This window comes from Algoriphagus mannitolivorans DSM 15301, from assembly GCF_000429425.1.
Classification (GTDB): Bacteria; Bacteroidota; Bacteroidia; order Cytophagales; family Cyclobacteriaceae; genus Algoriphagus; species Algoriphagus mannitolivorans.
Window position 1 is genome coordinate 28588 of the sequence record NZ_KE386903.1, and the last position, 14755, is coordinate 43342.

Here is a 14755-nt window from a genome sequence, read left to right on the forward strand (position 1 = left end):
ATTTTCCTCGGGTAGTAAGAAAAAATTAAAGAATAAATGCATGCAAAAACAAAAGGGAAGGCCATTCGACCTTCCCTTTTAAATTATAATCTAGTTTGATTTAGAAACCTGGGTTTTGGGCAAGAATATCTCTTCCTACCAAGTCAATTTGATCTTGAGGAATTGGCACCCACTTATACTTTTCAGTGTACTTAGCTCCACCCAAAGCAGCTGGAAGCTTAGCAGCATCGTAAGCTAAATAGAAATCCAATTCAGCTTGAGCAGTACCCCATCTCTGAAGATCGTAGAATCTATGACCCTCCATACCTAATTCAAGTAGTCTTTCCATTCTGACGGCACTTTGTGCAGTAGCCTTGTCTGTCCAAGGAGTACTGTAAGTTTTGATGTCATAATTAGCAGCTGGAGTTCCTCCACTTCTAGTAAGAATAGAATTCATGGCTCTAGTTCTTACTCGGTTTACATATTCACGAGCCTTTTCCAATGAACCTACTTCGATTTCAGCTTCTGCAGCCAAAAGTAGGACATCAGCAAAACGGATGATCATAAAGTTGATACCGGTGTAACCAGGAGTCCAAGAGGAGTTATCCTGGAATGAACCCTGCTCTGATTTAGCATAGACATACTTTTTAGGAGAATATGGTCCTGCATTTGGTTGGTTACGAATCCAAGCCTGGCCTGGATGATCTTGCCAATCCAAATATGGAATACCTCTTCTACCTACAGTATGATCCAATCGAGGATCCAAAGGACCAGCATCTGGAGTAAAGGCTGCACCGGAAGATACTCCCATGTCATTCTTCACTTCATTGGCAGCACTGTTGTAAGACTTATCCAAAAGAGGAAGGCCATTCTTAGTTCTAAATGCGTTCACGAAAGTAAAGCTTGGCTGGAAGAATCCGCAGCAATTACCAGGACCTGCAGGACCGGTGTTGTAAGGGAAGTTCAAGTCAAACTCAGGATTTGCGTTCAACACAGAACCTGTGTTTGCTGCAGCTTGATAAGCCCAAACAGACTCTTCATGGTTATCATTTGCAGCACGGAACATGTTCTCATAGTAAGGAACCAAACCATACTTTTTGCCATTTGAAGTCACTCCGTTTGCGATCACATCGTCAAACATTGCCTTGGCTTTAGTAAAGTCCTTTTGGTACATGTACACCTTGGCCAAATAGGCCTTAGCTGCCCAAGAATTAACTCTACCTACCTGAGCCTGAGTAGCTGGAAGATTTTTCACAGCAAAGTCCAAATCTGCAACTACAAATGGAAGAAGGTCCTTGTCATTTTTCACAGATTCTAGACCGGAACCGTAATCCACATTTTCGTCCACATAAGGAGTTCTGTTGTAGTCACGGTACAATTCAAAATAGAAGTGAGCTCTGAGGAATCTAGCCTGAGCTGATAGTCTTGTGATATCAGCAGGTGTAACGTCTGGACCTGGGTTTTTCAACAGTCTCAAGACGTTGTTAGCACGGGCGATACCCTCGTAACAAACATTGTATTTAGATCCCATTTCGCCACCAGCCGCATTATTCTCATAACGCTGGATTGGGTTAATGGTACTAAAATCACCTGGGTCAGTGCCTTTATTTGCCTCTCCCCCTCTAATACTTCCCCAAACCCAGTTGGATGGAGAACCTAATCTGTTTCCTCGGCCGTTCACCTGAGAGTAAGCAGCAATCAAAGAAGCATCAAGACCTGCAAGAGTTCTCAACTGGTTTTCTGACAACTGACCTACCGGTGGAACCTCGAGAAACTCTTCGCTACAGCTCACAGCTACCATCATCGCAGTAGATGCTAGTAGGGCACCGATTTTTAATTTAAAATTCTTCATGTTGTTAATCTATTATAGTTTCTATAACTCGATTCATTTTTTTTAAAAGATTAGAAGCTCAGGTTTAAACCGAAAGTCCATCCTCTAGTTACTGGGTAGTTACCTACGTCAATACCGAAAGTCAAATCGGCATCACCACCTACTGCAGGATCCAATCCTTCATATCCGGTAATGGTAAACAGGTTGTTTACTGAACCGAATACTCTCAGTCTTTCCATCTTCAATTTTTGAAGCAAGCTTGCTGGAGCAGAATAGCCCAAAGTCAAGTTTTGGAATCTCAAATAAGATCCATCTTCCACGTAGAAAGAGTTTGCCACATCAGAAGTTGAGAAGTTAGCTGTTCTTTCCACAACTGGAATAGTAGCGTTTAGGTTTTCAGGAGTCCAAGCATTTTTCAAACGCTCGGAAATTGCAGCACCTTCGAAAGTCTGGAAGAAATCGGTAAACCATCTAGACTGGTTCCAAATTTCGTTTCCTAGAGAAGTATAGAAGTATGCAGAAAGGTCAAATCCTTTGTAACCAATAGTGAAATTCATACCACCTGTAAAATCAGGAACCGGACTACCCAAGAAGACCCGGTCATCAGGAGTAATTTCTCCATCTCCGTTGACGTCTTCGAATTTGAATCGACCTGGAGCCTTACCTGCCTGAATGGCGTGAGAATTCACATCTTCCTGGTTTCTAAACAATCCCAAAGTATTGTAACCAAAGAAAGAAGACAATGGCTGACCCACTGCATTTCTAATTGGCTGAATACCTCTGTAGGATGGGTTCACCGTAGTGATGAAGTCCAATCCAGGAGCCAAGGAAACAATTTCGTTTTTCAAGGTAGAACCTGTCACGGTCAATTCATAGGTCAAATCACCGGTAAGGTTACCTCTGGTAGATACCAAAAGGTCCAAACCTCTATTCAACATTTCACCGATGTTTACGGCTGGAGCAGCAGCATTACTACCTGCGGTCAAAGGAATTGGAACGGTGAACAACAAGTCCTTGGTATCCTTTTTCCACCAGTCGAAAATCACATCCAAGCGACCATTGAAGAATGTACCATCAAAACCTACGTTTTGAGTTACAGCAGTTTCCCACTGGGCATTAGGGTTACCAATTCTGGATCTTCTGAAACCGATAAGTGCATTGGAGTTAGAGCCAGTAATATCATATGAAGATGCTCCTACGTTACCAGAGAACAAAGAATACTGGTTGTTAGGATCTACGTTGTTGGAGTTACCCATTTCACCCCAACCACCACGGATTTTCAAATCATCAATCCAGGTAGCGCTTTGCAAGAAGGATTCAGAAGAAATTCTCCAAGCTGCAGAGAATGCAGGGAAAACACCATATCTGGCATTTGCACCAAATCTTGAAGAACCGTCACGTCTTACCACAGCACTTACGATGTACTTGTCATTGTAAGTATATTTCACCTGACCGAAATAAGAGGCAAAGTTTACACCCTTAAACTGACCAGAGTTAACTTGACGAGTACCTACAGGCAAGTTGGAGATAGTGATGAAATCTGGATCTTGAGAGAAAGGATTTTGACCAGATGCATCAATGTTTCTACCAGCACCTGAATTAAGTGCTTCCTGACCTACTAAGAAATCAAAAGCATGCTTGTCAATTGTCTTTTTATAGGACATGGTATTGGTGAAAGTCCATCCAAAGGAAAACCCTGAGCCTTCATTGTATCCAAATGCAGAGTTGTTTTCTGAGTTTTCATACTGCAATCGGGAATATCCCCAATAGTAGTAGTTGTTGTACTGACCACCGATAGAAGATCTGAAAGTCAAATTATCAATGATGTCCCACTCGGCATACACGTTACCAAATGCATTGGCATTGAAGTTTCTGTTGTCATTTTGACCATCTCTGTTAGCAACTGGGTTTCTTGGGTTGTTGAAACCTCTGGAAGCAGTACCAGCATAACCACCAAATTCATCATAAATAGGGATGATCGATGGCATACGGAAAGCCTGAAGAATATCGTTTTCGTCATCGGAAACTCCTCTACCACCGGTACCACCTTGCTGACCCAATACTTGTCTATAGGTAGCTTGGAAGTTTTGACCAACTCTGATTCTATTGGTTACATCAAATTCAGAGTTTGCTCTTAAAGAGTATCTCTTAAAGGTGTTACCAATCATGATACCATCTTGTTCCTGGATACCAAGTCCGATAAAGTATCTCGAAGCTTCTGATCCTCCGCTAAAGCCAAGTGAATGTCTTTGAAGAGGGGCAACTCTTGTTAATGCATCATACCAATCAGTTCCTTCACCGGTCATAGCTCTGGTCAATTGACGAACAGTGCCTTTGGTTGGATCGATGTTATACCATTCTCTTTGCTGCTCGATCTGAGCGGCAGTAAGTGGACCTGGCTGTCCTGAAGCAACACCAAATGCACCAGTGGTTGGGTTACGAGTAATTACACTAAGGTAATAAGGCATAACAGGTGACGAACCGGTACCAAACTGTGGATGTCCATAGCTAGGAGCTCTGTTGTTAAGTCTTGCAGTGTTCGTTTCTGCCAACCAAGTATAGGTAGCATAATCCTGCGGGTTCATCATATCCAATCCTTTACCAGGATCAGTTACACCGTACATACCATTGTAATCCACTCTTAATTTTTTGTTTCTAGCACCTCTTTTAGTAGTGTAAACGATTACACCGTTAGCTGCACGAGCACCATAGATTGAAGCTGCAGCAGCATCTTTCAATACGGTGGTTGACTCGATATCATCAGGGTTGATGAAATCAGTTGATGCTGTTGGCAAACCGTCCACAATGTACAATGGCTCGTTACCACCGAAGGCACCAAAACCACGAACACGGATGATAGAAGAAGTACCAGGTTGACCATTGGTAATTACAGTAACACCGGAAACACGACCCTGAAGGGTTTGTTCTACGTTACCAGTTGGAATTACTGTCAAGTCTCTTGGATTTACTGTTGCGATCGCACCGGTGGTCTCTCTTCTTGAATCGATAGAGTAACCGGTAACAACCAACTCAGTTAGGGTTCTTTCATCTGGCTTCATCGTCACGTTGATCACGCTTCTGGCGCCCACAACTTGTTCAATGGAAGAATATCCGATAAAAGAAAAGACCAATGTCGATTGGTCACTTGGGACACTGAGGGTGTATTTCCCGTCAATATCAGTTGCAGTTCCGGTGGTAGTACCTTTCACGAGGATAGATACCCCCGGAAGACCTACACCGAACTCATCTAGAACCGTACCCGAGACGGATTTCTGCGCGAAGGCAGATCCTGCGGATAGGACTAAGAGCGTTAGGCACACACTTAGAATTTTGTAAAGGTTTTTCATATACATAGATAGATTGGGTAACAAGATTAATCTCAAAACTTGTTTGTTAATTGAACGCAATCGATTGCGATTATTCTCAAACTAATAGCAAGAAAATTCAAATAGAGCTGTTCTGAATTCAATTGCGACTATACCTGGGCAAAAAAGACCCCGCGAACTAAATAACCAATAGGTTTAAATGCATCGGACGATGCAAAGAGAGAGTAGGATAATGCTAAGTAATAAGGATCATAGGCTAAGAGATTGGGTTTAATTGTTAATTCTTAATCTTCAATGTTAAATAATCTAAAACAATTTTCAAATTCAAAACATCAAATAATATTCTGAAAACAGGCTTTTTTTCGTTTTTTTCTTGCCTATCCTCCAAAATCGCTAGAATATAATCTTTTAACCCCCTCTTGTAAAAAAACCTCATCCCCTGAGAAACAGAAACCTATGAGCTTTTCCTGAGGCTACCTCAATCTTTTATGGAAAAAAATTCCTTGTCTTCCCGGATTTCTTGAAAAATAGGATCCATGTACGCTCGATTTGCCAGCTGATTATTTGACTGGATTGCTTTCTTGAGTTGAATCAATGCAATTTCCTTTTGTCCGGATTCTGCTGCTATCATCGCCAATCCATAATACCCATACCCAAAATCCCGACCCACAATTACAGACTCTTCAAAAGCCATATTGGCCAGGCTATATTCTCCTATTAAAAAGTAGGCTAAGCCCTGGTTGAAATAGTCTTTAGGATCATTGAATTTATACTGGAATCGTAAGGTTGCAAGCTTGTAGTCCCCTCTCAAAATATCCAATGCTCCTCGTAAAGACTCATTGGCGCGGACAAATTCAGGGTTCTGAACCCCTGTACTTGCATCTGAAAGTTTCTTGTAGGCTTCCCAATATTCTCCTCTTAAAGCTAAAATCTGCCCCAAGTTGTGCAGGCTGTATGAATTTGGTTCTATTCTCATCGCCTGTTCCAATAATCTTTCCGCTTCTTCCCATAGCACTTCCTTGGATTGATTATCCAAAGTTCGCTGCGCCTGCCTCATGCGAACCACTGCCACATTGTTGTAAGGTAAGGGAGACCTAAACAACTCGGTCATTTTGGAATAAATCGAAGCTTTTTCTTCCAGACTATTGGAAGCTTCCGCAGCTAAAGCCCACTCCGCAAAAGAAAGCTGACTTGTGGCAGAAGGATTTTTCATTGCCTCTAGCAATCTGGTGGTTTGCTCCAAATTCAAGCCCTGTCTCGGTCTGGCGACTATTTCAAGCTTGGCTGACCGGAGTGCGGGAAACAGATCCCTTTCAACTTGAGAAAATCCTGAAATCTTTCTCAGTCTTGAGCTCTGCTCCAGATAAGACTCCCCACTTGTCAAAACGGCATACATCTCATCCTTTTTTTGCGTGGAGATCCCTTCGTAATCTCTCAAAAGCAGACGTAGGTCAAACCAGTCATTCCATCGTGAATTGACAATAATGGAAGAATCCGGAAACGAGCGGAGTTTGTTTTTGAGGAATTTGAATAGATTTTGAGCCCGATCCATTCCAAGTTTGCTGCTTTTGCCCTCAGAAGATTCGGGTGATTGAATCCCGGTGATTTTGACTGAGATCAGATTGGGATATTCTTTTAAAAACTCATCCAGCTTTTTAAGCTCATTTTGGAAAGCCAAACTGGACCTTACCTGTGAGGAACCCATGTCAAACGGGAAAGAAAAAGTCCCTCTTTGCTCCATTTCTCGATCCAACTGGCCTGTGGTGATATACAATCCCACATTGGGAATGGGTTCATCTGGATACACTTCCCCAAGTTTTACCATTAATTGAGGAGCAATTATCCCTTTGGCAATTGTCTTTTTCTCCAAAGCAGGAGAATTAGCCTTTTTCCCTTGAAAATATTGCAGTTCTAAAGTCCCTGAATTCATCCAAGGCTGAAACCCCAGATTTATTTTTTTTGAAAATTCATAATAAGCCAAATCCTTACGCAGAGAAATTTCCCCTAAATCCAACTTTTGGTTTTCATCAAAGTAAACCAGCTTTAATCTTGGGGACTTAGCTGCAATGCTGGACTCTACTGGTATTTTACCTCTGATTTCGAATCTTATAGAGTCCCCTTCCAACTTTAGCTTGCTGGGAGATAGCTGAGTATTTTCTAAATATTTAAACTCCTGAGATATCTGAAAGCCAAAAACCGGAACGGTAATCAGGAATAAAAAAACAACTGGAAGGACTCTAAACATTCTGATATCCAATGGACTTATAGAATATACTCGCATTTTTTATATTTTTGGAACGACTAAACCACCACAAACCATGGAAAAGCTGAAATTATTCTTCGAAGAAAGAGCATTTGGGGTCTGCTCAAAGCTGGGGGAAAAGCTAAATTTCCCTATAGACAGCATTCGTCTCTTCTTCATATATTCTTCTTTTGTCACTTTAGGATCACCGGTGATAGTCTATGTGACACTGGCCATGACAATGAAAATCAGAAAATTCTTCCGTAAGATGAACAATCCTGTGCTTTTCGACTAAAGATCTGCGAAGGTCTTTTTTCTTAAGACAAAAAAGTGCCAAAAAATTAAATTAACCGAGCCTGAACGTGGAATTACTTGTTCAGGCTTTTTTATGTGGGTTTTTGAAAAAAGATGCCTGGTCTGAAAAAAATCCCGATACCCCTTTCCTACCGCTCTAGCCAAATCCATCTTTCCGGCAATCAAATATCCCAAAGCCGAGGCAAGCTCGATCCCAATTTTTATCAGGAACACTGCCCAGAACTTTCCAGAAGCCTGGTTCTTATAGAGCATACTTAAACTATTCCGAATATTCAGATACAACTTTCTCGGACTAGTCCTCGCAAGGGTGGCTCCACCTTGATGATAGACAGCGACCTTTCCCAAATACCCAATCTTCTTTCCCTCGAGTCTCAATCTCCAGCATAGATCTATTTCTTCCATATGGGCAAAAAAATGAGCATCGAAGCCATCCTGTCTAAAAAAATCAGCTGCTTTGATGACCATACATGCTCCAGATGCCCAGTCCACCTGAGCCTCATCATTGTATTGGCCATGATCATCTTCCAGCACATTCCAAATCCTTCCTCGGCAATAGGGATATCCCAAGGCATCCAAATATCCTCCCCCAGCACCTGCGTAGTCGAATTTACCCTTGTCTTGCCATGAAAGAATTTTAGGCTGAAGAGCCGTGTATTCCGGGTGAGCATCCATCCAGGACACCATATCAACATCCCAGCTACCAATTACCTCCACATCGGAATTCAACAAAATAAAATACTCGTACTGTCCCCGCAACTGCTCTAAACCCCAATTATATCCACCTGCATAGCCAAAGTTGGAAGCAAGTTCAATCAACCTTATTTGTGAAAATTGATTTTTGAGAAATTGAACCGATGAATCTGTGCTGGCATTGTCAATCACCCAAACGTCAAATTGGCTGAACTTAACTACCGATGGCAAAAACACCGGCAAGACCTTTTCACCATTGTAGTTCAGGATGACAATAGCACATTTTTTCATGTGTGGGTTATTGGTTTTTAAGAAGCTTTTTGGAATCTGAAAAGAGAAATTTTCATACCACTCCTAAGGTTCGGAATCCTGTTCAGTATCATCCGAACATATTTCCCAAATCCATTCCAGGGATATTAGGAATCATACCTTCAGTAGCAGTCTTCATTTCGGCTTTGATTTTCAGTTCAATCGCCTCCATAGCTTTGTTGGTAGCTGCAACAATTAGGTCTGACAACATTTCTTTGTCTTTTGGAGTCAAAAGAGATTCATCCATCTCGATTTTTAGGACTTTTCTGGCTCCATTGACTTGCACTTTCACCAATCCGGCTCCGGCCTCTCCTTCTGCAGTCAGGTACACCAATCTGGCCTGTACTTCTTTAATTTTTGCTTGGGCTTCTTTCACTTTGCCCATCATTCCCATGAAGTCAAACATTTCTTTTTTATTCAAATATATCGTTTAAAACATCTGTAATTCCCCAGAATAATTTCCGGTCATTGGAGATGGAAGATACTTTAAAATAATATCCTTCCGTTTATGAAAATACCTAAGGATATTCCTTTAATATCTCCAACCCCCAAAAGATTTATTCGTCTTTATTATCAATTACCCAAAAACAATCAACCTATGAAAACCCTTGAAATAATCGAAAAAGAAGCGCTTCCTAATTTGAAATTCTCGAAAATAGAAGTTCTCCAAGATCCCGAAAAAAGGAAATTAAGAGCTGCTAGCCTCGATAGAGCACAAACCTTAGGTAATCTTTCCCACACCAAAGTCAACATTACTTTCGAAACTGAAGATCACCAACATTATGTAGTAAACACTACTGTCTGGGCAGTTGGAAGCGACTTCATTTCTCTGAAAAGCGGCATTTTCATCCCGATTCAGTGTATTCATGAAGTGAATTAACTTCCTTGAATCAGTTGGATAGCAGCTTCGATTTCTAAGTTTACTTGCTCCCCTGTACTGAGGTTCTTCACAGAAACAGAATTATCTTTGATTTCATTATCTCCACAAATCCCCACAAAGGGGATTTCTTTTTTTGCAGCAAATTCCAATTGCTTTTTGATTTTGGCCTGATCTGGATAAATCTCGGTTTTCACTCCAGCTTTTCGAAACTGATTCAAGAGAGAAAGTGCATATCCAAAACCCTTCTCATCAAAATAAGCAAGCAGCAGTTTGGTACTATTCAGGCTGTCTTCCGGGAAAAGTTTAAGTTCTTCCAACACATCGTACAAACGATCCACTCCAAAAGAAAAACCTACTCCCGACACGCCTGGAAGGCCAAATACCCCGGTCAAGTTATCATATCTTCCTCCTCCACTGACCGAGCCAATGGATACTCCATTCACTTTTACCTCGAATATGGCTCCGGTATAATAAGACAAGCCACGAGCCAGCATGATGTCAAAATCAACAAAATCCAGGTTTTCCCCCATTTGATCCAGAATTTCAAACACCTCCTCCAGTTCTTCTACGCCTTTTAGGCCTGTTTCGGAATCTTTTAAGAAAGTTTTTAGAAACTCAAGCTTCCCGGAGAGATTGCTTTCCAAGGAAACCAAAGGAGCTAATTTCTGTATAGCATCTATTCCAAAACCTCGCTGTGCCAGCTCTTCCTGAACTTTTTCCCAACCAATCTTATCCAGCTTATCAATTGCTACGCATAGAGGACCTTCTTTTCCTGCCTCCCCGATCGCTTCGGCAATTCCGGTAAGGATTTTTCGGTTATTGATTTTGATTTGGTAATCGGCCAGTTTCAGCTTAGCAAATACCTTTCGGATCATCAGGATGATTTCCGCTTCGCAAACCAAGCTTTCGGTACCCACTACGTCTGCATCACACTGATAAAATTCCCTATATCTTCCCTTCTGAGGTCGATCAGCTCTCCAAACTGGCTGTATTTGATACCGCTTAAAGGGAAAAGTCAATTCATTCCTATTCATCACCACATAGCGGGCAAAAGGCACCGTCAAATCATACCGCAAGCCTTTTTCGGACACCTTCGGCAAAACCGCCTGAGTTCCTGCACTGAGATCTTCCAGATTTACATCTTTTAGAAAATCACCGCTGTTAAGAATTTTAAACAGAAGTTGATCACCTTCGTCTCCGTACTTCCCGGTAAGTGTGCTGAGATTCTCCATTGCCGGAGTTTCTATCTGCTGGTATCCAAAAAGCTGAAAAGTTTCTTTGATGGTATCCAAAATATAAGTTCGTCGCGACATTTGGACAGGTCCAAAATCACGGGTTCCTTTGGGAAGACTAGGCTTTTGCATGAGCTAATTTTGGTGAATGAGGGCCAAATTTAAGCCAAAATCCCAAAAAACCGGCCCGGAAGCTCCAATAAGCTCAGAATAAAGTTTGAAGATTTTTAGGCAGAAAGAATTTGTATTTCTATCTTTGCGCCTCATTTCGAATCCAAAAACTTAAACATATACAGCCATGGGTGTTACTACTCTTAAAAGAAAATTGAGAAGAAAAAGACAGAGCCAAAATGCTCGAGTGATCAAAATCAAGCAGTTGAGCGCTAAGCCTGTAATCAAGAATGTGGACATTGAAGAGCTTAAAGCTTCTTTCAACAAATAATTCTTCCTCACTGAAAGGAATTAAGCCTGAGCAATCAGGCTTTTTTTATGTCTATTTTAGACCAGATTCGAAAGATTTCCTCTTTTTCCAAGCTCCACCACTCGCAGGTTTAGGATCTTACCACCATCCAGCTCAAAAAGCATCATGGTTCTCATGTGGTGAAATCCCTGTTGTCCTATCGCTCCGGGATTTAAATAAAGACAGTTTAAAGCCTTGTCAAACTCTGCTTTGCAGATATGGGAGTGACCACAGATGAATACCTGAGGCCGGAATTCCTTTATTTTTTCTTTTACTCCCTTCGCATACCGGGGTGGCTTGCCCCCAATATGGGTCATCAGGACTCTAACTCCCTCCACTTCAAAGTCCAGCCACTCAGGAAAAACCGACTGGACTTTTTGATCATCAATATTCCCGAAAACACCTCTTAGGGTCTTCTCAGCAGGTAATTGATCCAAGATCGAAACATCTCCCACATCTCCGGCATGCCAAATTTCATCCACATTCTCTAAATAGGTAAGCGTTTTGTGATCTAGGTAACTGTGAGAATCTGAAATCAGGGCGATCTTTTGAGGCATTTTGAAACGAAAGGCTGTAAATTTTCATTTCAATATGCAGGACCTAACTCAAAAAGACAATAAATCATGAAAAGACAATTTTTCCTTATCCTAGTCCTCAGTATGCTAAGCGGAATCGCTTATGGACAAACTGCTGAAAAAGACTCCATTCAAGTGATCTCGATCGAGAAATTTGAAAAAATGTCCTTCAAGAAAAAAAATATGGTAGTGGATGTCCGAACCCCGGAGGAAATTGCAGAAGGGCATCTGCCCGGCGCATTGAATATCAATTTCCTAGGTGACAACTTCAGCTCAGAAATAAACAACCTAAATAAAAACAAAACTTACCTCCTCTATTGCTGGTCCGGTAGTAGAACCCGAAGAGCGGCCGACCAAATGCAAAAAGCCGGATTCAAGAAAGTTTACATGCTTGAGGGAGGAATTACCGCTTGGAAAGAAGCAGGAAAGCCAATTGAACAATGAAAGTGATCCAATCTATCAATCCTTATTCTGGAGAAATCCTAAAAGAATACCCACTTTTTTCTGAAAAAGAAATTGAAACTCATTCCGAAAAAGCACAAAAAGCTTTTGAGGATTGGAAAAACACGCCTTTAAAAGAAAGATCTTCTTTATTGAAGAAAGCAGGGGCAGAACTTCGGGATAATATGGAGCATTATGCCCGGTTGATTTCACTTGAAATGGGAAAAGTCATCCAAGAATCCCGTGCAGAAATCGAAAAATGCGCCTGGGTTTGTGACTTCTATGCAGAAAATGGAGAAGATTTTCTCCAAGAGGTAAAGATTGACCTTCCGGATGGAAAAAAGGCAAAAGTGGTTCACCAGCCCTTGGGAGTCATTTTGGCTGTAATGCCCTGGAACTTCCCTTTTTGGCAGGTTTTTCGTTTTGCTGCTCCTACTTTGATGGCAGGAAATACAGCTCTTCTCAAGCATGCCTCCAACGTTCCACAATGCGCCTTGGCAATTGAGGAAGTTTTTAAAAATGCCGGATTCCCTGAAAATATTTTTAAATCCTTATTGATAGACTCCAAGGCTACTCTGAAGCTTTTGGAAAACCCCATCATCAAAGCGGTCTCCCTGACTGGCAGTGAAAAAGCCGGAGCTGCAGTAGCTTCCACAGCCGGAAAACATATCAAAAAATCTTTGCTTGAGCTGGGAGGAAGTGATCCATTTATCGTGCTATCCGACGCTGATCTGGAAAAAGCTGCTCAAACTGCCGTCAAATCCAGGATGATCAATTTTGGCCAAAGTTGTATCGCCGCCAAAAGATTTATTGTAGAAGATAAGGTTTACGACCAGTTTTTGGATTTATTCAAAAAGCATCTCAGTGCTTTGAAAAAAGGTGATCCTCTCTCAGGAAATGCTGATTACGCCTGCATGGCAAGACCTGATTTGGCTCAGGAACTCTACGAGCAAGTTCAAAAATCTGTAAATGCGGGTGCCAAAATCGAACAGGGTGGCACAGCACCTACTGAAGGAAAGGCAGAATTTGAACCGACCATATTGACCCAGATCCCTGAAGACGCTCTTGCCTATTCCGAAGAACTTTTTGGACCGGTGGCTTCCATTTACAAAGTAAAGGATGTAAATGAAGCGATCAGGCTGGCTAATGCTACTGAATTTGGGCTGGGAGGCTCCTTGTGGACTCAAGACCTTGAAAAAGGCAATCAAATCGCCATGAAAATTGAAACCGGAGCAGTATTCCTGAATTCCATGGTAGCTTCAAATCCTTGGCTTCCCTTTGGAGGCATCAAAAAGTCAGGGTATGGCAGAGAATTGAGCCGACATGGCATTCTCGAATTTGTCAACGCCAAGACCATTTATCTGGGTTAATTTCCTTCGAGGACAAAGAATCGGGCAACTTTTGCAAATGCCCGATTCCTTCCTATTTTTACGAGCCAAAATTTTGTCATTAAACCATGAGAGAAATACAATTTCGGGAAGCTTTGAGAGAGGCTATGTCCGAGGAAATGAGACGTGATAAGAACGTTTTTTTGATGGGGGAAGAAGTCGCCGAATACAACGGGGCCTACAAAGTATCCCAAGGAATGCTGGATGAGTTCGGACCGGAGAGAGTTTACGACACTCCGATTTCTGAGCTTGGCTTTGCAGGTTTGGGTGTAGGTGCAGCTATGAACGGTCTTAAGCCAATCATCGAATTCATGACCTTCAACTTTTCTCTGGTAGCAATCGACCAAATCATCAACTCTGCTGCTAAAATGTTCTCAATGTCAGGAGGAGCTTACTCGGTTCCGATTGTATTCCGAGGACCTACCGGTAATGCGGGCCAACTTGGAGCTACCCACTCTTCCAACTTTGAAAATTGGTTTGCCAATACTCCAGGTTTGAAAGTGATTGTACCTTCCAACCCCTACGATGCCAAAGGTTTGTTGAAAGCCGCTATACGAGACCCAGACCCAGTTATTTTCATGGAATCTGAAGTTATGTATTCTGACAAAGGTGAAGTGCCAGAAGCAGAATACCTACTTCCAATCGGGGTAGCAGACATCAAGAGAAAAGGAAAAGATGTTACCGTCATTTCTTTTGGTAAAATGATGAAAGTAGCTTTGGAAGCTGCCGAGGAAATGGCCAAGCAGGGAATTGAGTGTGAAGTGATTGATTTGAGAACAGTCAGACCAATTGACTATGCTACCTGTGTGGAATCCTTGAAGAAAACCAACCGTGTAGTGGTCGTGGAAGAGGCAAATCCAATTGCTGCAATTTCTTCCGAATTGGCTTATCACTTCCAAAGACATGCATTCGATTATTTGGACGCACCTGTAATCCGGGTAAACTCCATGGATATTCCATTAAGTTATGCTCCGACCTATATCGATGTCACTATTCCGAATGTAAAAAGAACGGTGGACGCAATCAACCAAGTACTTTACAAAGCATAACATCAGAAAAGCCCGGTTATTCGACCGGGCTTTTTCAT

At 41.9% G+C, this 14755-nt stretch carries 13 protein-coding genes; 6 read left to right on the forward strand and 7 right to left on the reverse strand.

Annotated features, from left to right (window positions below; genetic code table 11):
* Nucleotides 1-100: 100 nt before the first annotated feature.
* From G458_RS0119380 to G458_RS0119395, 3 genes are all read right to left on the reverse strand, one after another.
* The gene (locus tag G458_RS0119380; RefSeq protein WP_026953371.1) at nt 101-1831 is read right to left on the reverse strand and encodes a RagB/SusD family nutrient uptake outer membrane protein; all 1731 of its coding nucleotides are present in this window, start codon (nt 1829-1831) and stop codon (nt 101-103) included.
* A gap of 50 nt (nt 1832-1881) precedes the next feature.
* Complete coding sequence (locus tag G458_RS0119385; protein WP_026953372.1) at nt 1882-5163, reverse strand: SusC/RagA family TonB-linked outer membrane protein; 3282 nt, start codon at nt 5161-5163, stop codon at nt 1882-1884.
* A gap of 451 nt (nt 5164-5614) precedes the next feature.
* Nucleotides 5615-7417 carry a tetratricopeptide repeat protein gene (locus G458_RS0119395; protein WP_026953373.1) on the reverse strand — a complete coding sequence of 601 codons (1803 nt, stop codon included), beginning with the start codon at nt 7415-7417 and terminating at the stop codon, nt 5615-5617.
* Nucleotides 7418-7454: 37 nt separating this feature from the next.
* Between G458_RS0119395 and G458_RS0119400 the strand changes: the two genes are divergently transcribed.
* The gene (locus G458_RS0119400; RefSeq protein WP_026953374.1) at nt 7455-7673 is read left to right on the forward strand and encodes a PspC domain-containing protein; all 219 of its coding nucleotides are present in this window, start codon (nt 7455-7457) and stop codon (nt 7671-7673) included.
* Here the strand turns inward: G458_RS0119400 and G458_RS0119405 are convergent.
* Nucleotides 7670-8674 (reverse strand): glycosyltransferase family 2 protein, encoded by a 1005-nt coding sequence (locus G458_RS0119405; protein ID WP_026953375.1) that lies wholly within the window; start codon nt 8672-8674, stop codon nt 7670-7672. The genes G458_RS0119400 and G458_RS0119405 overlap by 4 nt on opposite strands.
* A gap of 88 nt (nt 8675-8762) precedes the next feature.
* Nucleotides 8763-9098, reverse strand: a complete 336-nt coding sequence (locus G458_RS0119410) for a YbaB/EbfC family nucleoid-associated protein (RefSeq protein WP_026953376.1) — start codon at nt 9096-9098, stop codon at nt 8763-8765.
* Between the two features lie 192 nt (nt 9099-9290).
* Here G458_RS0119410 and G458_RS0119415 point away from each other — a divergent pair, with 192 nt between their 5' ends.
* Complete coding sequence (locus G458_RS0119415) at nt 9291-9572, forward strand: hypothetical protein (RefSeq protein ID WP_026953377.1); 282 nt, start codon at nt 9291-9293, stop codon at nt 9570-9572.
* On the opposite strand, the gene hisS is transcribed toward G458_RS0119415, so the two are convergent.
* Complete coding sequence (gene hisS / locus G458_RS0119420; RefSeq protein ID WP_026953378.1) at nt 9569-10936, reverse strand: histidine--tRNA ligase; 1368 nt, start codon at nt 10934-10936, stop codon at nt 9569-9571. The genes G458_RS0119415 and hisS overlap by 4 nt on opposite strands.
* A gap of 166 nt (nt 10937-11102) precedes the next feature.
* Between hisS and G458_RS21905 the strand changes: the two genes are divergently transcribed.
* Nucleotides 11103-11246 (forward strand): hypothetical protein, encoded by a 144-nt coding sequence (locus tag G458_RS21905; protein ID WP_169719285.1) that lies wholly within the window; start codon nt 11103-11105, stop codon nt 11244-11246.
* A gap of 56 nt (nt 11247-11302) precedes the next feature.
* Here G458_RS21905 and G458_RS0119435 read toward each other — a convergent pair whose 3' ends face one another.
* On the reverse strand, nt 11303-11821 hold the full coding sequence (locus G458_RS0119435) for a metallophosphoesterase family protein (RefSeq protein WP_026953379.1): 519 nt from the start codon (nt 11819-11821) through the stop codon (nt 11303-11305).
* Between the two features lie 66 nt (nt 11822-11887).
* Between G458_RS0119435 and G458_RS0119440 the strand changes: the two genes are divergently transcribed.
* The 3 genes from G458_RS0119440 (at nt 11888) to G458_RS0119455 (ending at nt 14717) form a co-directional block, all read left to right on the forward strand.
* Nucleotides 11888-12283: a rhodanese-like domain-containing protein gene (locus G458_RS0119440; protein ID WP_026953380.1), complete on the forward strand. Its 396-nt coding sequence runs from the start codon at nt 11888-11890 to the stop codon at nt 12281-12283.
* Nucleotides 12280-13650, forward strand: coding sequence for an NAD-dependent succinate-semialdehyde dehydrogenase (locus tag G458_RS0119445; RefSeq protein ID WP_035468547.1), 1371 nt, complete (start codon nt 12280-12282; stop codon nt 13648-13650). The genes G458_RS0119440 and G458_RS0119445 overlap by 4 nt, the downstream gene beginning before the upstream one ends.
* An 86-nt stretch (nt 13651-13736) precedes the next feature.
* Nucleotides 13737-14717, forward strand: a complete 981-nt coding sequence (locus G458_RS0119455) for a pyruvate dehydrogenase complex E1 component subunit beta (RefSeq protein WP_026953382.1) — start codon at nt 13737-13739, stop codon at nt 14715-14717.
* Nucleotides 14718-14755 lie beyond the last annotated feature (38 nt).